The sequence below is a fragment of the Microbacterium sp. NPDC089186 genome (assembly GCF_040685115.1).
In the GTDB taxonomy this organism is placed as follows: Bacteria; Actinomycetota; Actinomycetes; order Actinomycetales; family Microbacteriaceae; genus Microbacterium; species Microbacterium galbum.
Map to the genome: position 1 here is coordinate 629,430 of NZ_JBFBHJ010000004.1, position 18,842 is coordinate 648,271.

An 18,842-nucleotide genomic window follows, 5' to 3' on the forward strand; every position below is an offset into this window, starting at 1 on the left:
GATCGGGCGCGGACAGGGAAGCCGAGGGCGCGACGGGTTTCGTCGGTCAGGGCGGAAGCGCGAGCGCCGGAGCGCGGACGCGGGCCCTAGGAGCGTCGGCCGGGACGCGCGGCGACGGAGAACGCGGCGGCCGGGGCGACGGGGGCGTCGATCTGGTCCATGGCATCCTCCTTGATCTGGTGAAGCCATCGCCGGGGGAACGACAGCCCTCCAGAGTATCCCTGTGAGAACGCTGAAGGCAAGGGTGTCTTCGCCGCTCAGGCCGCCGCTTCCCGCGCGAGGAGGCTCTGCTTGACCGCGGTGCCCCACGCGAATCCGCCCATCGTCCCGTCTCCTCGCAGAACGCGGTGGCACGGGACGAACAGGGCGACCGCATTGCGGGCGCAGACGGATGCCGCGGCCCGCACCGCGGTGGGCGAGCCCAGCGCCGCGGCGAACCCGGTGTAGGTCAGCGGGGAACCGGGCGCGATACGGCGCAGGCCCTGCCACCCGGCGAGCTGGAGGGCCGTACCGTGCTGCGCGACCTCGACGTCGTCGATCGCCGCGACATCGCCCGCGTAGTAGGCGCGGACCGCCTCGGCCGCGGCGGTCTCGCCCGGGGACACGAGGTCGGGACGGCGGTCGGGCCGCAGGCGGGCGAGGACGGCGTCGCGGTCGTCGGTCCATCCCGACACGATCACGCGATCGGCGGCGTCGGCAAGGATCGCGAAGGGGCCGTCGGGGGTGTCGACGAACTGCAGGGTGGCCGTGGTCATGCGGGGGTCTCGCTTTCTGCGTCGGGGGCGGGGATCGGTGCGGGGCGGGATGCGGGGGTGGGCCGCGCCGCGGCCGCGGCGGCGGGTGCCGCGGGTGCCGCTGGGGCGGCGGGTGCCACGGGGGCGGCGTCATCGATCGCCACGGCGAGACCGTTCGCGACGACGTCGACCCCCGCGGCGCGGCGCCGCGGCCGGTCGACAGCCGCCGCAGCCGCCGTCTCGGCGGGCGAGCGCCAGGCCTGGGTCACCGGGGCGGCGTACCAGTAGTGCGCCATCGCGTAGCTGCGCCACGGAGCCAGGCGCTGCGACCAGGCGGTGAACCCGGCGGGATCGGACGGCAGACCGAGCTGCGCGGCACCGGCGCGCGCTGCGACGTCTCCGGGGAGCAGCACGTCGGGGTCGCCGAGGACACGCATGCGCACGTAGTCGGCGGTCCACGGGCCGATCCCCCGCCGGGCGAGGAGCCGCTCCCGCTGCTCGGCGCCGTCGTCGCCGGGCCCGATCTCGAGTGAGCCGTCGGCCAAGGCTGCGGCGGCCTCGACGATCGCGCGCATGCGCGCGGCCGGCCCCCGCAGCACCTCGAGTCCGCGTTCGGCGATCACGGCCGGCGGGGGGAACAGCGTCATCGGCTCGGGCGCCACGCTCGCGGACTCACCCAGCTCGGCGGCGAGTCGCCCCTGCATGGTGCGGGCCGAGGCGACGCTGATCTGCTGGCCGATCATGGCGCGTAACAGCATCTCGTCGGCATCCATCGCCCCCGGCACCCGGACACCGGGGATCGCGGCGACGGCGGGAGCGAGTTCGGGATGCCGCGCGAGGGCGTCGTCGATCGCGCGCGGGTCGGCATCGAGATCGAACAGTCGCCTGACCCGTGCGATGAGCGTGCCGAGATCGGCGAGCGCGCTCAGCCGCGCGCGCAGGCGCAGCTTGTCGTCGGCGCGGCGCACCTCGAACCACGCGGGGCCACCGGGAAGGCGCACCACCCGTGCGAACGAGCGGTCGTCGCCGACTTCGACACCCGGGATCGCGTGCGCCCGCATCCATCCGAAGAGCCCGACCGTGTCGATGGGCCCGCGTACCGGAAGCGCCAGATCGATCTCGCCCGCCGCCGCCTCGGCGCGCGCGGTCGCCGAACGGCGCGCGCGCAGGGCGCTGGGCGTCATCCCGAACACCTCGCCGATGGTCTCGGTGAATTGACGGACGCTCGAGAATCCTGCCGAGAAGGCCACGTCGGCCGACGACAGGTCGGTGCCCACGAGCAGGGCCCGCGCGGTGTGGGCGCGATGGGCTCGCGCGAGGGCGAGCGGACCCGCACCGAGCTCGGCGGCGAGGAGTCGCGTAAGGTGACGCGACGAATACCCCAGGCGGCGGGCGAGGCCCGGGACGCCCTCGCGATCGACCACTCCGTCGGCGATGAGGCGCATGGCGCGGGCCACGACGTCTCCGCGTACGTCCCACAGGGGCGAACCCGGGGCGGCTTCGGGCAGACACCTCTTGCACGCGCGATAGCCCGCCTCGTGCGCTGCGGCGGAGGTGGCGTAGAAGGTGACGTTCTCTTCGTTCGGGGTGCGCGCCGGACAGCTCGGACGGCAGTAGATGCCCGTCGATCGCACGGCCGTGACGAACTGCCCGTCGAAGCGTCGGTCGCGCGACTGGATCACGCGGTAGCGCTCGGTGAAGCCCGGCGCGTCGGCGGTGGTGGGGGTCATGGCATCCACCCTGCCACCGACCTCCGACATCGGCTGGCGGAAATCGGACACGGCCGTGGGCGGCCGCGAAAGCGCGGGCGGAGACGGGGTGGCGACAAGGGCGCAGGTGGCCCCGGGGCGACGGAGGTGGCCCTGGGGCCACCCTGCGCCCCGACTCGGCGCGCCCGACTCCCCCCGGGGCGACGGAAGTGGCCCCCGGGCGGCCGCGCCGGCCCCGGGGCCATCCAGCGACGAGGCCATCGCCGCAACCCCTCCCCGATGTCGGTGCCCGTCGCTAGCGTGAGGGCATGAGCGAACGCGAATACGACCTGATCGTCATCGGCGCGGGCCCCGTGGGCGAGAACGTGGCCGACCGCGCCGTGCAGGCCGGTCTCACCGCCGTCATCGTGGAGTCCGAGCTCGTCGGCGGCGAGTGCTCCTACTGGGCATGCATGCCGTCGAAGGCACTCCTGCGCAGCGGCGCGGCCCTCCGCGCCGCACGTGACGTCGACGGCGCGAAGCAGGCGGTCACGGGCGAGCTCGACGTGGCCGCTGTTCTGCGACGCCGCGACACGATGACGAGCAACTGGGACGACTCGGGTCAGGTGCAGTGGCTGCAGGGCGCCGGCATCGACCTCGTCCGCGGACACGGGCGGCTCACGGGCGAGAAGACGGTGCGCGTCACCGCCGCCGACGGCACCACGACCGATCTCGTCGCTCGGCACGCGGTCGCCGTGTGCACGGGTTCCGCCGCACTCCTCCCCGACATCCCCGGCCTCGCCGACGTCTCGCCCTGGACGAGCCGCGAAGCGACCGCCGTCGAACGGATCCCCGGCTCGCTCGCCATCATCGGCGGTGGCGTCGTCGGTGCCGAGATGGCCACCGCGTTCCAGAGCCTCGGCACACAGGTCACCATCATCGCGCGCTCCGGACTGCTGGGCGGAAACGAGCCGTTCGCCGGCGAGCTCGTCGCATCCTCCCTCCGCGACCGCGGTGCGACCGTCAAGACGGGGGCGGATGCCGCGTCGGCGCGCCGCGACGACGACGGCCGCGTCGTGCTCGAGCTGTCCGACGGCACGACCGTCACCGCCGACGAGGTGCTCGTGGCGACCGGACGCGTCCCCCGCACCGACGACCTGGGAGTGGAGGCCGTCGGACTCGTCCCGGGCGAGTGGCTCGACGTCGACGACACCCTCCGCGTGCGGGGCTCGGACTGGCTGTACGCGGTCGGAGACGTCAACCACCGCGCGCTCCTCACCCACCAGGGCAAGTACCAGGCGCGGGCCGCGGGCGACGTCATCGCCGCACGCGCGAAGGGCGACGAGGTCGACGACGCCCCGTGGGGCGCTCACGTCGCCACCGCCGACCACGACGCCGTGCCCCAGGTCACGTTCACCGATCCCGAGGTGGCATCCGTCGGTCTCACCGCCGCGAAGGCGGAAGACAGGGGCCTCAACGTCACGGTGCTCGACTACGACCTGGCCAGCGTCGCGGGCTCGAGCGAGCAGTCCGACGCCTACGTCGGCAAGGCCCGCGCGATCGTCGACACCGATCGCGGCGTGCTCGTGGGGGCGACCTTCGTCGGCCCCGACATCGCCGAGCTGCTGCACTCCGCGACGATCGCCGTGGTGGGCGAGGTCCCCGTGAAGCGCCTCTGGCACGCGGTGCCGTCGTACCCGACGGTGAGCGAGGTCTGGCTGCGCCTGCTCGAGACGTTGGGGCGCGACTCGGCGTGAGACACGGCGCGGTGCTGTCGTCGGCCCCCTTCGAACCGACCGCTCGATGGAGGAGGGCCGCACCATGCCGCGCGTCGTGGCGCTGATCCGCGGGGTCGGTGGCCCCACGGCCCTGAAGATGCCCGCGCTGCGCGAGGCGCTGGCATCCGCCGGCCTCGGAGACGTCGACACGCTGCAGGTCGCCGGCAACCTCGTGCTCGACGACGACGGCCGCGCCGCCGACGATCTCGCGGCGGTGATCCGCGACACCGTCCGAGACGCCTTCGGCTTCGATCTGCCCGTGCTCGTGCGCACGCACCGCGAACTCGTCGACGCCCGGGCGCGCAACCCCTGGGCCGATGCGGCCGAGGGGCGATGGGTGCAGACCGTGTTCCTCGACGGCGAGGCGACGACGACGCTCGAGCTGCCGCAGGGCGTTCCCGAAGAGGCGGTGGTCGACGGCCGTGAGGTCTTCGTGCGCTACCCGGAGGGGATCGGCGGATCGAAGCTGCAGGCCGGGTGGTTCGAGAGACGTCTCGGCGTCGTCGGTACCGCGCGCAACAACAACACCGTCGCCAAGCTCATCGAGATGAGCGCGTGAACGCGGCGGCATCCGTCGCGCCCCGAGTCGGCGCGCTCGCTCGCGCCGTCGATCGCTGACGGACCGTCACGGCGATCGCCGCGCACGCGATCACCGCGAGTCCCCCCACGACGGTGACGGCGGTCAGCTGCTCCCCGAGCAGCAGAGCCGCCCACGCGAGGGAGAGCACCGGTTGAGCGAGCTGGAGTTGGCTGACGCGGGCCATCGGTCCGATGGCGAGCCCGCGGTACCAGGCGACGAATCCGAGGAACATGCTGACCACGGCGAGGTAGGCGAACGAGCCCCACGCGGCCGGGTCCGCCATGATCGGCGTGCGCATCGCGGAGACGGCGGTGAGGGCCACCATGACCGGGCTCGACAGCACCAGGGCCCACGAGATCGTCTGCCAGGCGCCGAGCTCGCGAGAGAGCACCCCACCCTCGGCGTAGCCGATGGCGGCGGCGACGACCGCTCCGAGCAGCAGCAGGTCGGAAGCGTGCACGCCACCGGCACCCCCCGCCAGGGCGAAGGTCACGGCGACGACGGCCCCGACCACCGCCGCGATCCAGAACGCCCGCCCCGGCGACTCCTGCGTGCGGATGACCGCGGCCACCGCGGTGGCGGCGGGGAGCACGGCGATCACGACGGCGCCGTGGCTCGCCGGTGCCGTGGTCAAGGCGAACGAGGTGAGCAGCGGGAACCCCAGCACCACTCCCCCGCCCACGATCACGAGGCGCGCAGCCTGGCGGGGCGACGGGAGCCGCGACCGCGTCGCGACGAGCGCGATCCCCGCGATCGCCGCGGCCACCACGGCCCGCCCCGCGCCCACGAAGAGCGGATCGAGCTGCGCGACCGCGATGCGGGTGAAGATGACCGTGAACGAGAAGGCGAGCACGCCGAGACCACCCCACACGAGCCCACCCCGCAGGAGGCCACCCGTCACGGGGCCCCCGCGCACCACGAAACCGGACGCTCTCTGCATCCGCCCACTCTGCTGGCCGGGTGCCGCGCATCGCGCGGTCCACTCGCCGTCGCGTGGCACCATCGCCTCCCGCCCCGACCTCGTGCCGCGCCCCGCCGAGGGCGACCGAGCCGGTTCGACGGGCGCGCGGGCGTCCGGGGCGCACGCGCCGCGGAAGGCGGCCGAGTCGGTTCGACGGGCGCGCGGGCGTCCGGGGCGCACGCGCCGCGGAAGGCGGCCGAGCCGGTTCGGGGCGTCATCGCGCGTTCGGGGCGGGTACCTTCCGCCCCGAACGAAAGAACACGCCCCCACCCAGCCCACACCCGCACCACCGCCACGCGGCCCACACCCGCACCCGCACCGCCACGACGGAGCACGCCCCGCACACGCGACGACGCCGCCGCAACCGGAGCTGCGACGGCGTCGAACGACGACCGGAGGTCAGTGGAAGAAGTGACGCTCCCCCGTGAAGAACATGGTCACCCCGGCGGCGCGCGCGGCGTCGACGACCTCGGCATCCCGCACCGATCCACCGGGCTGGATGATCGCCGAGATGCCCGCGTCGATCAGCACCTGCGGGCCGTCGGCGAAGGGGAAGAACGCATCGGATGCCGCGATCGAACCGCGAGCGCGGTCGCCCGCACGCTCGACGGCGAGACGGCACGAGTCGACACGGTTGACCTGGCCCATGCCGATGCCGACCGTGGCCGAGGCCTGGGCGAGCACGATCGCGTTGGACTTCACCGCGCGGCACGACTTCCACGCGAAGATCAGGCTCTCCATGTCGGCCTCGGCAGGTCGCTCGCCCGAGACGAGCTCCCAGTTCTTCGCGACCGACTCGATGTCGTCGGGGAAGCGGTCGGCGTCCTGCAGCAGCAGTCCGCCCGAGACCAGGCGCACATCCATGCGCTCCTGCTGCCAGTCGGTGGGCAGCTGCAGCACGCGCAGGTTCTTCTTCAGCTTGAACACCTCGAGCGCTTCGGGCTCGAAGTCGGGGGCGATGATGACCTCGGTGAAGATGTCGCGCAGGTTCTCGGCCATCTTCAGCGTCACGGTGCGATTCGCCGCGATCACGCCGCCGAACGCCGAGACGGGGTCGCACTCGTGCGCGCGCAGGTGCGCCGACGCGATCGGGTCGAGGGCGTTGGGCGCCGCGACCGCGATACCGCAGGGGTTGGCGTGCTTGATGATCGCCACCGCGGGCTTGACCATGTCGAAGGCCGCGCGAAGGGCCGCGTCGGCGTCGACGTAGTTGTTGTACGACATCTCCTTGCCCTGCAGCTGCGTGGCCTGGGCGATGCCGTGTCCGCCGACGCGCGTGTAGATCGCGGCGCGCTGGTGCGAGTTCTCGCCGTAACGCAGGGTCGACAGGCGCTCGGCCTGGATCGTGAGGTGCGCGGGCAGATCGATGTCGTCGCCGAGGGTGCCCTCGGCGAACCAGGTCGACACCGCGGTGTCGTACGCGGCGGTGTGCGAGAAGGCCCGCGCGGCGAGCTCGCGGCGCTGCACGAGAGTGGTTCCGCCCTGCGCCTGCAGCGCGTCGATGATCGCGGGGTACGACTCGGGCGAGACGACGATGGCGACGTTGGCGTGGTTCTTCGCCGAGGCGCGCACCATGGCGGGGCCGCCGATGTCGATCTGCTCCACGACGTCGTCGCCCTCGGCACCGGATGCCACGGTCTCGACGAACGGGTAGAGGTTGACCACGACGAGCTCGAAGGGACGGATGCCGAGGTCCTCGAGCTGCGCCTCGTGCGACGCGAGACGCAGGTCGGCGAGCAGGCCCGCGTGGACGTTCGGGTGCAGCGTCTTCACGCGCCCGTCGAGCGACTCCGGGAAGCCGGTGACGGCCGACACGTCGGTGACGTCGTATCCGGCCTCGCGCAGCAGCGTGGCCGAGCCGCCGGTGGAGACGATCTCGACGCCGGCGGCGGCGAGGGCCTCGCCGAGGGCGAGCAGGCCGGTCTTGTCGCTCACCGACACCAGCGCGCGGCGGATCGGGACGACGTCGCGGGGACGGTAGTCGGCGGGGTCGTGTCGGGGTCCGGCCATGGCGTTCGGCTCCTGTGTCTCGAGTCGGGTTCGATCGCGGCGGGCGAGCACCCGCCGCACGGTCAGGCGGTTCGGGATGCCGAGTCGGCGAGGTCGAGCTCGCCCTCGGCGATGCGTCGCACCACGTCGATCAGCAGACGCCGCTCGACGGGCTTGATGCGCTCGTGCAGGGTGTCCTCGTCGTCGCCGGGGAGGACGGGGATGCGCTCCTGGGCGAGGATCGGACCGGTGTCGACACCCGAGTCGACGACGATGACGCTCGCCCCCGTCTGGTCGACGCCCGCGGCGAGCGCGTCGCGCACACCGTGCGCGCCCGGGAACTCGGGCAGATACGCGGGGTGGGTGTTGATGATGCGCGGCTCCCACGCGGCGACGAGGTCGGCCGGCAGCAGGCGCATCATGCCGCTGAGCACGACGAGGTCGGGGTTCCACACCGACAGCTGCTCCCCGAGCTCCGCGCCCCACTCCTCGCGCGTGGCGAACGAGCGGAAGGGCACGAGGAAGGTGGGGATGCCGAAGTGCTCGGCGTGCGCGAAGCCCTCGGCCTCGCGATCGGCACCGACCGCGACCACGCGCGCCGGGAAGTCGGGGGCGGAGGCCGCCTCGAGCAGGGCGCGGAGGTTGGAGCCGGTGCCGGAGATGAGGACGGCGACCGTGAGCACGGAGGTCAGTCTACGCAGGTGCGCCGGAGCGCGCCGAGCGGGGCGGCGGGCGGCTCAGGAGCGCGGGCTGCGCTCCGGAAGCGGAGCCCGCGGCTCCTCCCCCGGAGCCGGATCGGCGCGCTCGCGCGCGGGGTCCGGCTCAGCGCCGGGGCTCGTCGTCGTTCGACTCGGCCCAGGCGGCACGGATGCGTGCCCGCACCTCGTCGTCGCCGGCGGTGGACGGGCCGGCGGCGGACGGGTCGGAGTCGTCGGGTCCGCGGTAGGAGCTCGGCCACACGTCGTGCGCGATGCCCGTCCCGGGAGCGGACACGGCCGGGGCGGGACCGGTGGCGTGCTCGTCGCGGTCGAAGGGCGTTCGATCGCGCGGCGCGAACGAGAACGCGGGGGCCTCGTCGCGGTGCGGGGCGAAGACGTCGGCGTCGTCGGGGCGGGCACCGAAGCGCGGGCTCAGCAGCAGGATGGCGAGGCCCACCAGCACCTCGATCCCGAGGGCGAGGGCGAGCGGCCCCGGCTGCGGTCCCGTGTCGGCGAGCCGACCGGGTCCGATGGCCCCGGCGGAGGCCAGAGCGGCGAGGGCGCCGACCCCGCCGGTCAACGCGGCGACGGCGAGAGCGACGACGAGACGCGGCGCCAGTGGTTCGGGTTCGACGCTCGACGGCATCCGCGATCGCAGGATCCACCCGGTCAGCGCGCCGACCCCCACCGGCAGCAGCACGAGCAGCAGCAGCCACGACGACGTGGAGTCGGGCACCGCGCCCAGCACCGGGATGCCGGGGAGCGCGCCGACCTGCGTCGCGGCGGGCGTGACGGCGGTGTCGGTGCCCAGGGCGAACCCCGGTCCGGCGGTGAAGGCGACCGCCCACAGCAGGAGGGTCGGCAGGTACACGAGCTGGCCGAGTGCGATGACGGTCGCGCCGATGCCGTCGGCGTTGCTGGCCTGGTAGAGCCCGATCACCTGGGTCGAGCGCGTGATGAGACCCGCGACCACGACGACGCCGCCGACGGCGACGAGGCCCAGCGTGGTGAGGGCGAGTCCGCGCAGCACGAGTCCGGGCACGGGCGCCCAAGCGGCCGGCATCCGTTCGATCCGATCGCGGACGGCGTCGACCGGACCGTCGTCGCCCACGCGCCAGGCACCGACGACCGCGCCGATGAACGACGGGACGAGGAAGAGCAGCGCCGGCAGCAGGATCGCCAGCCACGTCTCGGATTCCACGAGGTCGGCGTTCGAGGTGAGGGCGACGAGGCTCGCCAGCCCGGCGAACACCAGGGAGCCCGACAGCCAGCCGGTGACGGCGGCGCCCGCCTCACCGGCGCGCACGCCCGAGCGGGCGGCGAAGAGGGCGGTGAAGGCGGCGAACGCCAACGGGGCGAGAGAGAGGGTGAAGGTCGCGAACGACGGATCGATGCCGGTGGCGGCCAGATACGCGTCGGGCAGCGTCACCGTCACCGGGACGAGGTGCCCGAGATGCCACACGGCCGCCGACGCCGGCCACAGCGCTCCCCAGTCGGGGGCGCCCAGTCCGAAGACCCACAGCAGGGTGAGGGGGGCGAGCACGACGGCGATGCCGCCCGCGGCGGCCAGGACGGCGTCGAGGGCGGCCAAGAGGGCGACGAGGAGGCGATGCATGGGCGACTGCGACCCTACCCGCGCTGCCCCGGAGCGCCGCTCAGGCGCGGCGGCGAGCGCGCGAGAACAGCGCAAGCAGGCGTGCGCGCGCGCCGCGGGGCGTGCCGGCGGAGGGCCCAACACCCACCGAGGACCCTGAGCCCGTCGAAGGGTCCGGACCCACCGCACCGCCGGGGGCTTCGACGGGCGCCGCCACCTCCGCCCGTGACGCCACCGCACGATCGGAGGCTTCGACAGGCGCAGCCGCGTCGGCGGCGTCGGGCTCGCGCACCGCGCCGCGCGCGGCCGCCCACCGCTCCCACACCACCGTGGCCAGGCGCGGATCCGCGCCGATCGGTGCCGAGGTCAGGTCGGCCTCCGCCTTCTCGATCACGCGTGAGAAGTGCCCGGGCGCCAGCACGTAGCTCGCGGCCACCGTGCGCCGCCCTTCCGCGCGCGCCGCGTGCACGGCATCCGGAATCCGGGGCTCTGAGGCGGCGGCGTAGGCCGTCACGACGGGGCCGGCGATGCCGGCTGCGCGCATCAACCCGGCCATGCGCTCGACATCGACGACCGCACCGGGGCGCGTCGACCCCGCAGCGGCGAGCACGACGGTGTCGTCCGGTCCCGCGCCCGTCGCCTCGACGCGATCGACGAGGATCTCGGCCAGCACGGGGTGCGGCCCCAGCGCTGCAGCGACGGGGAGGCCGTCGGCGGCTTCCACGAGGTCGACCTCGGTGTGATACCCCGTCGAGAGCAGCAGCGGCACGATGACGATGTCGTCCGTCCGCTCGCGCGCGGCGGCCACCACGTCCGCGACGTACGGCCCGTGCACATCGACGTAGGCCTCGTGCACCTCGACGCCCGCGGGGGCGGTCGCCCGCAGCACCTCGAGCAGTTCGCGCACGACGACGCGTCCCTCTTCGAACCTCGTGCCGTGTGCGCAGGCGATGAGCACCGCGGTCATGCGTCCTCCTCGTCGACGATGTCGAGCCGGTATCCGCGCTTGTACACCGTGCGGATGAGGTCGATCCCCCCGAGCGCCTCGCGGGTGCGCGCCACGGCGACCTCGACGGCGTGTCCGCTCGCGTCGGCGGTCGGCAGCGCGGCGATCAGGTCGGCGCGCGAGACCACCGCTCCGGGGTGTCGGGCGAGCGCCCGCAGGATCTCGACGCCGGTCCGCGGCAGGGCGGTGAAGACGCCCTCGAGCACGATGCCCGTCGAGCGGATGCCGAGCCGCCCGGCGCTCGTGCGCAGCACGGCCGCGTCGGGGCCGCCGTAGTGCGTCACGACGGCCCGGACGAGAGCGCCCAGGCGCCCGCGATCGGGGACGAGCGGGTCGATGCCGACGTCGCGCAGCGGTCCGGCGGTGATCGGGCCGACCGCGGCGACGAGCACGCGACCGTCGGCGGTGCGGGCGGCGACCCCCGCCAGGGCGTCGGCGCGGTCGGCGGCCAGGACCCACTCGCGAGCCGCGGGTGCCGAGGTGAACAGCACGGCGTCGATCTCGCCGCGCGCGACCTGACGGGTGGAGGCGGCGACGACCTCGGGGTCGGGGGGTGGCCCCCACCGGTAGATCGTCAGGCTCGTGACGCGGGCGCCCGCCGCCTCGAACGCCTCGTCGAGGCCGTCGGCTCCCGAGCCGTGGTGCTGCACGGCGACGTGCAGACCCTGTACGCCCTCGGCGACGAGGAAGTCCCGCAGCTCCGCCGAGGTCTCGCTCTCGGCGACCCAGTCGGCGTCGAAGCCCGCCTGCTGGATCGCCCCGCGCGCCTTCGGGCCGCGGGCGACGATGCGCGCCCGGTCCATCACGGCGCTGAGCTCGTCGTGCAGGCCCGCTTCGTCAGCGGTCTCCATCCATCCGCGGAACCCGACCCCGGTCGTGGCGACGACCACGTCGGGCGGGTCTGTGACAAGGCGCCGCGTCTGGGCGATGAGGTGCTCGTCGTCGACGTGCGGCACGATCGTCAACGCCGGCGCGACGCGGACGCGCGCGCCGTGGCGCTCGAGCGCGGCCGACAGCTCCCCCGACCGGCGATCGACGGGAAGCAGCACGGTGCAGCCCTGGAGCACCGTGCTGATCGTCCGCGCGGGTGTCGTCACCCGATGCCTTCCCCGCGCGCCCCGGCCGAAGCCGCGGCCGCAGCGGGCTCCACGGCCGGGAGCAGCAGGTCGGGTCGGGCGACCTCGCCGAACACCAGGACCGCGGGGTTCGCGAGGCGGTGGATATCGGCATCCTGAATCGCCGTTGCGAGCGTCGTGCGGATCGTCCGCTGCGCGGGCGTGTGTCCGTTCTCGACGAACGCGACGGGGCGGTCCGCGGGGGCCCCCGCGGCCCGGGCCGCCGCGACGAAGCGCGGCAGGGCGCTCACGCCCATCAGCGCGACGACCGTGGCCGAGTCGTCGCGGAGGGCCGCGAGGGTGGCCTCGCTCGGCGTCTCCTGACCGTTCACGACGTGAAGGGTACCGGCCACGCCGCGGTGCGTCACGGGGATCCCGGCCGCCGACGGCACGGCGATCGAGCTCGAGATGCCGGGGACGACCTCGACCGGGATGCCGGCTTCGCGGCACGCCAGGACCTCTTCGCCGCCGCGTCCGTAGACGAACGGGTCGCCGCCTTTGAGCCGGACGACGCGCAAGCCCTTCGCGGCGCGGTCCACGATCAGGGCGTTGATCTCTTCCTGCGGCACCGGGTGGTGCTGCGGGCGCTTGCCCACGTCGATCAGTTCGACGTCGTCGCCGAGCTCGGCGAGCACGCCGGTGGGGCCGAGGCGGTCGTGCACGACGACGTCGGCCTCGGCGAGCAGAGCGCGAGCGCGGACGGTCATCAGGTCGATCGGGCCGGGGCCGCCGCCGACGAGCGCCACGCTCCCCACGAGCGGGCGACGTCGGCGGCGGAGCGGAAGGGCGCCTTCGGCGAGGCGCTGGGCGATGGCGTCGCGGACCGCGACGGTGCGGCGCGGGTCGGCGCCCGCTGTCGAGACGACGCCCACCATGACGTCGCCGCTCGTGGTCTCGGCGGCGAGGCGCGCAGTACCCCTGCCCCCGTGCCCGGCGTTGACGCACCACACTCGGCGGGCCTCCGCCGCGGCGACGACGGACGCGTCGACGGATGCCGAGCCGGTGGCGGTGTGGCAGAACCAGGCGTCGTCGAGGTCGCGGGGTTCGAAGGCGCGCTCGTGCCACTCGATGTCGCCGGCGACGGCGAGCGCCGTGAGCCCCGCGGTGGCGACCGGCGCGACCAGGCGCACGCGGGCACCGGCGGCGCGGAGCCGCGCGATGCGCTTCTCGGCGACGGATCCGGCGCCGACGCACACGACGAGCCGGTCGGTGAGGTCGAGTCCTGCGAGAGCGATCATCGGGGGTCCTTTCCTGCGCCGGCGGCAGCAGCCGCGGGGGCGAGCTTGACGAACACGACGCCGTCGGTCACCGCGACCGGGTGGACCCGGACGCTCAGCGGCTCCTTGCCCTGCGTGTCGAGGCACTGGCCGGTGCGCAGGTCGAACACCTGCTTGTACATCGGGGATGCCACGGTGGGCACGCCCGCGCGATCGCCGACGATCCCCCGCGAGAGGACGGCCGCCCCACTGAACGGGTCGATCTGGTCGGTGGCGAAGAGGCGGCCGTCGTAGGTGCGGAACAGCGCGATCTGGTGCCCGTGGACGAGAGCGGCCGCCCCGCGCTCGACCAGGAGGTCGTCGACGCGGCAGATCCGGGTCCAGCCGTGCGGGGCGTCGGCCGCGGGGGTCGCGCTCGCCTCATCGCCGGGCCCTGCGGTCGTCGCCGACGCGGCGGCGGCGGGGGCCGTCACACCGGGGGCGGCGGGCGCGGGGCTCGGCGTCGCGGCCGGGGTCTCGGCATCCATCGTCATCGCCTGCGACATCGTCATGACCGCACCGCCAGCGTCGTACCGCCGATGAACACGGCGCCGGACGCGCGCTCCTCGTCGGTGGCGGGGCGGGCCTGGCCGCGCTCGGCGACGTAGGCGAGCGAGGGGTCGGCGACCTCAGGGGCGTTCACGAAGCTCTGGAAGCGCGTGAGCTTCTCGGGGTCGGCGAGGGTCGCGGCCCACTCGTCTTCGTAGGCGTCGATGTGGGAGGCCATGGCGCGGTCGAGATCCTCGGCGATGCCGAGGGAGTCGTCGAAGACGACGGCCTTGAGCGCGTCGAGGCCGCCCTCGTATTCGGCGGCCCAGGGCGCGGTGCGCTGCAGCCGGTCGGCGGTGCGGATGTAGAACATGAGGAACCGGTCGATGGCCCGCAGCAGCCCTTCGTCATCGAGACCCTCGGCGAAGAGAACCGCGTGGCGGGGCGTGAAGCCGCCGTTGCCGCCGACGTAGAGGTTCCAGCCCGCCTCGGTCGCGATGACCCCGATGTCCTTCCCGCGGGCCTCGGCGCACTCGCGCGCGCAGCCCGAGACGCCGAACTTCAGCTTGTGCGGCGAGCGCAGGCCCCGGTAGCGCAGCTCGAGCTGCACGGCCATGCCGACCGAGTCCTGCACGCCGTAGCGGCACCAGGTCGAGCCGACGCACGACTTCACCGTGCGCAGCGACTTGCCGTAGGCGTGGCCCGACTCGAAACCGGCGTCGACGAGGCGCTTCCAGATGTCGGGCAACTGATCGAGGCGGGCGCCGAACAGGTCGATGCGCTGGCCCCCGGTGATCTTCGTGTACAGCCCGAAGTCGCGCGCGACCTCGCCGATCACGACGAGCCCCTCGGGGGTGATCTCGCCTCCCGGGATGCGCGGCACGACGCTGTAGCTGCCGTCGCGCTGGATGTTCGCCATGACGTGGTCGTTGGTGTCCTGCATCGTCGCGAGCTCGCCGGCGAGCACGTGTTCCGAGTAGAGGCTGGCGAGGATGCTCGCGAGCGCCGGCTTGCAGATGTCGCAGCCGCGTCCCGTTCCGAAACGCTCGACGATGGCCGTGAAGGTCTTGAGCCCCGACACGCGCACGGCGTCGAAGAGCTGCGCCCGCGTGAACGAGAAGTGCTCGCACAGGCCGTTCGAGACCTCTTTTCCGGATGCCGCGAGCTCGGTCGCCACGAGCTTCTTCACCAGCGCGAAGCACGAACCGCACGCCGCCCCGGCCTTGGTGCAGGCCTTGACCTCGGCGGCATCCGCGCACTGGTGTTCGGTCACCGCGCCGCGGACGGTGCCGGCCGTGACGCCGTTGCACGAGCAGACGATCGCGTCGTCGGGGAGGTCGCCCTGCGGGGCCGGCGCGAGGTCGCTCGGCATGAGGTACGCGGCCGGGTCTCCGCCCAGCGCGCGACCGACGAGCGGACGCAGTGAGGTGTATGCCGAGGCGTCGCCGACGAGGATGCCACCGAGCAGCGTCTGTGCGTCGTCGCTCAACACGAGCTTCTTGTACACGCCCGACACCGGATCGGCGTAGGTGACGTCGAGGGCGTTCGGCGTCTCGGCGAACGCGTCGCCGAAGCTGGCGACCTCGACGCCCGAGAGCTTGAGTTTGGCCGAGGTGTCGAAGCCGTCGAACGCGGCCTCCCCGCCGAGCAGGCGGGTCGCGGCGACCTCCGCCATCGCGTAGCCCGGAGCGACCAGGCCGATGCACTGACCGTCGAAGCTCGCGACCTCGCCGATGGCCATGATCGCCGGGTCCGACGTATCGCAGCCCCCGTCGATCACGACACCGCCGCGCGCGTCGACGGCGAGGTCCGCGGTGCGCGCGAGCTCGTCACGGGGGCGCACGCCGACCGTGAAGACGACGATGTCGACGGCCTCCCACGTGCCGTCGCGCAGCTCGAGGCCGCACACGGCGCCGGACTTGTCGGCATCCACCCGGGTCGTCACCGCCCGCGTGCGCACCTCGATGCCGCGCGCCTCGATGAGCCGCTGCAGCGCCTTCGCGCCGCCGAGGTCGAGCTGCGCCGACATGAGGCGCTCGTTCGACTGGAGCACGAACGGCGAGACGCCCTCGGCCTGAAGCGCTCCCGCTGCCTCGAGTCCGAGCAGACCGCCGCCGACGACGGCGCCGCGCAGGGGCCGGCCGAGCTGCGCAGAGCGCTGCGCGACCCACGCGCGCATGCCGGCGACATCGTCGAGGGTGCGGTAGACGAAGCAGCCCCGGTGGTCGAAGCCGTCGAGCGCGAGGCGTGCGGCGTAGGAGCCGGTTGCCAGGACGAGGCGGTCGTAGGCGTGCGTGGAGCCGCCCGCGGTGGTGACGGTGCGCGCCGCGCGGTCGATCCTGGTGACGCGGGCGTCGGTCTCGACGCGCACCCGCTCGTGAGCGAGCACCGCGGGATCGAGCGCGAGGTCATCGGGGGTCCTGCCGCTGAAGACGCCGGTCAGTCCGACCCGGTCGTAGGGCCCGCGGGCTTCGTCACCGAGCACCGTGATCGACCAGCGGCCGTCGGTGTCGCGGCTGGTGAGGCTCTCGACGAAGCGGTGGGCCACCATCCCGGCACCCACGACCACGACGGATCCGGATGGAGCGGGGTGGAGCATGCCGTCACGGTACGCGGCGGACTTTGCCGACGCGTCAGCGCCGTGTTTCGTTCCGGTTGCGGGGTTCGAGCGGGCCATGCCCCGACGCTAAGCAGCCGAGGTTTCCCCCGCCCTCGCCCCGGCGTTACCCCGGGCGAACGTTTCCCTCACGCGGCGGTGGCGCTCGTGTGAGGTTTGGCCGCCGGCATCCGTCCCGCTCTTCCGTGCCCGGCGCGCTCTCGCGCTTCTCACCCGTTGAGTGTCCAAAACACCCGGACGGATTTTCGCGACGTCCGGGTGTCTTGGACACTCAACGCCCACCGAGGGACGCCGCGTCAGTCGACCGGCTCCAGCACGAACAGCTCGATGCGCCGCTCCGTCTTCTTCTGGTACTCGTCGTAGTCGGGCCAGACCTCGGTCGCGTAGCCCCACCACTCCTCGCGCTCGGCGCCCTCGGCCTGGTGCGCGTCGTACTCCTTCTTCACGTCGCCGTCCTGGAGGGCGACGCGCGGGTTCTTCACGAGGTTGTAGAACCACGCGGGATGCTCGGGTGCCCCACCCTTGGATGCCACGACCGCGTACTTTCCGTCGTGCTCGACGCGCATGAGGGCGGTCTTGCGCAGGCCGCCCGTTTTGGCGCCGACGGTGGTGAGGACGATGATGGGTACGCCCCGCAGTTCGGCGGATTCCTGGCCTCCCGAGGCCTCGAACGTCTCGGCCTGCTGGCGGGCCCATTCGCTGGTGCTGGGCAGATACTCTCCTGAGAGCGACATGTCTCCCACGATACGTCGGCGTCTTCCCCTCCGGTCCTCACCCTCCCCTGTTTCTCTCCCGTTTCCTGGAGCCTTCATGAGCGCTTCCGCTCCCGAGACCACGGCCACCCCCGCACCGAAGAACGGCCTCGACCGCTTCTTCGAGATCACCGCCCGCGGCTCGACCGTGAGCGCGGAGGTGCGCGGTGGCGTCGTCACGTTCGTGACGATGGCGTACATCGTCATCCTGAACCCGATCATCCTGTCGGGCACCCCCGACGTCTCCGGCAACGCCCTCGGCTTCCCGCAGGTCGCCGCGGTCACCGCCCTCACCGCGGGCGTGATGACCATGCTCTTCGGGCTCGTCACCCGGCTGCCCTTCGCCTTCGCCGCGGGCCTCGGCATCAACTCGTTCCTCGCCGTCGGCATCGTCGGCGAGGTCACCTGGCCCGAGGCGATGGGCCTGGTCGTCATCAACGGCCTCATCATCGTGCTGCTGGCGGTCACGGGCCTCCGCCGCATGATCTTCGAGGCCGTCCCGCTGGCGCTGAAGACCGCGATCACCGTCGGCATCGGCCTCTTCATCGCCTTCATCGGCTTCGTCGACAGCGGCCTCGTCACCTCGACCGGGCTCAACTCTCCCCCGGTCGGCCTGGGCGTGGGCGGCTCGATCGCCACGATCCCGACGGCCCTGTTCGTGCTGACCCTCGTCATCACCGCCGTGCTGCTGGTGCGCAAGGTCAAGGCCGCGCTGCTGATCGGCCTGCTCTCGGGCACCGTCATCGCGGTGATCGTCGAGGCCGTCATGGGCCTCGGCGCGAAGGCCGACGGCAACCCCGGCGGCTGGGGCCTGAGCGTGCCGACGCTGCCCTCGCAGTGGGTGAGCCTGCCCGACCTGTCGCTCGTCGGACAGGTCGACCTCGCCGGATCCTTCGGCCGCATCGGCGCCCTCGCGGCCCTGATGCTCGTCTTCACCCTCGTTTTCACCAACTTCTTCGACGCCATGGGCACGATGACCGGCCTCTCGCGCGAGGCGGGCCTCGCCGCCCCCGACGGCACCTTCCCGCGCCTGCGCTCCGCGCTGGTGATCGAGGGCATCGGCGCCGTGGCGGGTGGGGCGACCTCCTCGTCGTCGAACACCGTCTTCATCGAGTCGGGCTCCGGCATCGGCGAGGGCGCCCGCACGGGCCTCGCCAACGTCGTCACGGGCGGGCTGTTCCTGCTCGCGATGTTCTTCACTCCGCTGACGAGCATCGTTCCCACCGAGATCGCCGCCGCAGCGCTGGTGATCGTCGGCGCGCTGATGATGGCGCAGATCCGCCACGTCGACCTCAGCGACATGTCGGTGCTCATCCCGGTCTTCCTGACCGTGACGGTCATGCCCCTGACCTACTCGATCGCCAACGGCATCGGTGCGGGCTTCGTCAGCTGGGTCCTCATCCAGGCGCTGTCGGGCCGCGCCCGCCGCGTGAGCCCGCTGTTGTGGATCGTCGCCGCCGGCTTCGTGATCTTCTTCGCGCGTGGTCCCTGTGAGACGGCCAGGCCCAGGCCGACGCCGAGCATGGCGCGGATGCGCAGTGGGATCGCCCCGTGGCTGAAGGGCGGAGCGATGACCAGGAACGCC

The 18,842-nt window shown here is 73.4% G+C and carries 15 protein-coding genes; 3 read left to right on the forward strand and 12 right to left on the reverse strand.

The window, feature by feature from the left end; translation table 11 throughout:
• Positions 1 to 257: 257 nt before the first annotated feature.
• Both AB0N82_RS16755 and AB0N82_RS16760 read right to left on the reverse strand, forming a co-directional pair.
• On the reverse strand, positions 258 to 755 hold the full coding sequence (locus AB0N82_RS16755) for a methylated-DNA--[protein]-cysteine S-methyltransferase (RefSeq protein ID WP_363393282.1): 498 nt from the start codon (positions 753 to 755) through the stop codon (positions 258 to 260).
• Positions 752 to 2,464, reverse strand: coding sequence for an AlkA N-terminal domain-containing protein (locus AB0N82_RS16760; protein ID WP_363393285.1), 1,713 nt, complete (start codon positions 2,462 to 2,464; stop codon positions 752 to 754). Before AB0N82_RS16760 ends, AB0N82_RS16755 begins: the two co-directional genes overlap by 4 nt.
• 287 nt (positions 2,465 to 2,751) lie before the next feature.
• Here AB0N82_RS16760 and AB0N82_RS16765 point away from each other — a divergent pair, with 287 nt between their 5' ends.
• Together AB0N82_RS16765 and AB0N82_RS16770 are read left to right on the forward strand one after the other, a co-directional pair.
• Entirely contained in the window at positions 2,752 to 4,179 is a 1,428-nt protein-coding gene (locus AB0N82_RS16765) for an NAD(P)/FAD-dependent oxidoreductase (protein WP_363393288.1), read from the forward strand.
• A 64-nt stretch (positions 4,180 to 4,243) separates the two neighbouring features.
• Positions 4,244 to 4,759 (forward strand): DUF1697 domain-containing protein, encoded by a 516-nt coding sequence (locus AB0N82_RS16770; RefSeq protein WP_363393290.1) that lies wholly within the window; start codon positions 4,244 to 4,246, stop codon positions 4,757 to 4,759.
• Here the strand turns inward: AB0N82_RS16770 and AB0N82_RS16775 are convergent.
• From AB0N82_RS16775 to AB0N82_RS16820, 10 genes are all read right to left on the reverse strand, one after another.
• Complete coding sequence (locus AB0N82_RS16775) at positions 4,740 to 5,720, reverse strand: DMT family transporter (RefSeq protein ID WP_363393293.1); 981 nt, start codon at positions 5,718 to 5,720, stop codon at positions 4,740 to 4,742. The genes AB0N82_RS16770 and AB0N82_RS16775 overlap by 20 nt on opposite strands.
• Positions 5,721 to 6,140: 420 nt before the next feature.
• On the reverse strand, positions 6,141 to 7,751 hold the full coding sequence (purH, locus tag AB0N82_RS16780; protein ID WP_315993425.1) for a bifunctional phosphoribosylaminoimidazolecarboxamide formyltransferase/IMP cyclohydrolase: 1,611 nt from the start codon (positions 7,749 to 7,751) through the stop codon (positions 6,141 to 6,143).
• Between the two features lie 62 nt (positions 7,752 to 7,813).
• On the reverse strand, positions 7,814 to 8,413 hold the full coding sequence (gene purN, locus AB0N82_RS16785; protein WP_363393297.1) for a phosphoribosylglycinamide formyltransferase: 600 nt from the start codon (positions 8,411 to 8,413) through the stop codon (positions 7,814 to 7,816).
• Between the two features lie 139 nt (positions 8,414 to 8,552).
• Entirely contained in the window at positions 8,553 to 10,043 is a 1,491-nt protein-coding gene (locus AB0N82_RS16790; RefSeq protein ID WP_363393300.1) for a DUF6350 family protein, read from the reverse strand.
• Positions 10,044 to 10,083: 40 nt separating this feature from the next.
• On the reverse strand, positions 10,084 to 10,989 hold the full coding sequence (locus AB0N82_RS16795) for a CbiX/SirB N-terminal domain-containing protein (RefSeq protein ID WP_363393303.1): 906 nt from the start codon (positions 10,987 to 10,989) through the stop codon (positions 10,084 to 10,086).
• Positions 10,986 to 12,125, reverse strand: coding sequence for a uroporphyrinogen-III synthase (locus AB0N82_RS16800; RefSeq protein ID WP_363393306.1), 1,140 nt, complete (start codon positions 12,123 to 12,125; stop codon positions 10,986 to 10,988). The genes AB0N82_RS16795 and AB0N82_RS16800 overlap by 4 nt, the downstream gene beginning before the upstream one ends.
• Positions 12,122 to 13,381, reverse strand: a complete 1,260-nt coding sequence (gene cobA / locus AB0N82_RS16805) for a uroporphyrinogen-III C-methyltransferase (RefSeq protein WP_363393309.1) — start codon at positions 13,379 to 13,381, stop codon at positions 12,122 to 12,124. Before cobA ends, AB0N82_RS16800 begins: the two co-directional genes overlap by 4 nt.
• The gene (gene nirD, locus AB0N82_RS16810; RefSeq protein ID WP_363393312.1) at positions 13,378 to 13,911 is read right to left on the reverse strand and encodes a nitrite reductase small subunit NirD; all 534 of its coding nucleotides are present in this window, start codon (positions 13,909 to 13,911) and stop codon (positions 13,378 to 13,380) included. Before nirD ends, cobA begins: the two co-directional genes overlap by 4 nt.
• Complete coding sequence (gene nirB / locus AB0N82_RS16815) at positions 13,908 to 16,487, reverse strand: nitrite reductase large subunit NirB (protein ID WP_363393315.1); 2,580 nt, start codon at positions 16,485 to 16,487, stop codon at positions 13,908 to 13,910. The genes nirD and nirB overlap by 4 nt, the downstream gene beginning before the upstream one ends.
• Positions 16,488 to 16,801: 314 nt before the next feature.
• Positions 16,802 to 17,239, reverse strand: a complete 438-nt coding sequence (locus tag AB0N82_RS16820) for a nitroreductase family deazaflavin-dependent oxidoreductase (protein ID WP_076674042.1) — start codon at positions 17,237 to 17,239, stop codon at positions 16,802 to 16,804.
• A gap of 76 nt (positions 17,240 to 17,315) precedes the next feature.
• Here AB0N82_RS16820 and AB0N82_RS16825 point away from each other — a divergent pair.
• The coding region (locus AB0N82_RS16825) for an NCS2 family permease (protein ID WP_363393318.1) at positions 17,316 to 18,842 on the forward strand (1,527 nt) is incomplete at its 3' end.

What these genes read in the sequence shown, in the direction of transcription:
- AB0N82_RS16775 (WP_363393293.1), bottom strand. Translation starts at nt 5,720, where the DNA reads ATGCAGAGAGCGTCCGGTTTCGTGGTGCGCGGGGGCCCCGTGACGGGT.
- nirB (WP_363393315.1), bottom strand. Translation starts at nt 16,487, where the DNA reads ATGCTCCACCCCGCTCCATCCGGATCCGTCGTGGTCGTGGGTGCCGGG.
- AB0N82_RS16770 (WP_363393290.1), top strand. Translation starts at nt 4,244, where the DNA reads ATGCCGCGCGTCGTGGCGCTGATCCGCGGGGTCGGTGGCCCCACGGCC.
- AB0N82_RS16760 (WP_363393285.1), bottom strand. Translation starts at nt 2,464, where the DNA reads ATGACCCCCACCACCGCCGACGCGCCGGGCTTCACCGAGCGCTACCGC.
- cobA (WP_363393309.1), bottom strand. Translation starts at nt 13,381, where the DNA reads ATGATCGCTCTCGCAGGACTCGACCTCACCGACCGGCTCGTCGTGTGC.
- AB0N82_RS16795 (WP_363393303.1), bottom strand. Translation starts at nt 10,989, where the DNA reads ATGACCGCGGTGCTCATCGCCTGCGCACACGGCACGAGGTTCGAAGAG.
- AB0N82_RS16755 (WP_363393282.1), bottom strand. Translation starts at nt 755, where the DNA reads ATGACCACGGCCACCCTGCAGTTCGTCGACACCCCCGACGGCCCCTTC.
- nirD (WP_363393312.1), bottom strand. Translation starts at nt 13,911, where the DNA reads ATGACGATGTCGCAGGCGATGACGATGGATGCCGAGACCCCGGCCGCG.
- AB0N82_RS16820 (WP_076674042.1), bottom strand. Translation starts at nt 17,239, where the DNA reads ATGTCGCTCTCAGGAGAGTATCTGCCCAGCACCAGCGAATGGGCCCGC.
- AB0N82_RS16790 (WP_363393300.1), bottom strand. Translation starts at nt 10,043, where the DNA reads ATGCATCGCCTCCTCGTCGCCCTCTTGGCCGCCCTCGACGCCGTCCTG.
- AB0N82_RS16765 (WP_363393288.1), top strand. Translation starts at nt 2,752, where the DNA reads ATGAGCGAACGCGAATACGACCTGATCGTCATCGGCGCGGGCCCCGTG.
- purH (WP_315993425.1), bottom strand. Translation starts at nt 7,751, where the DNA reads ATGGCCGGACCCCGACACGACCCCGCCGACTACCGTCCCCGCGACGTC.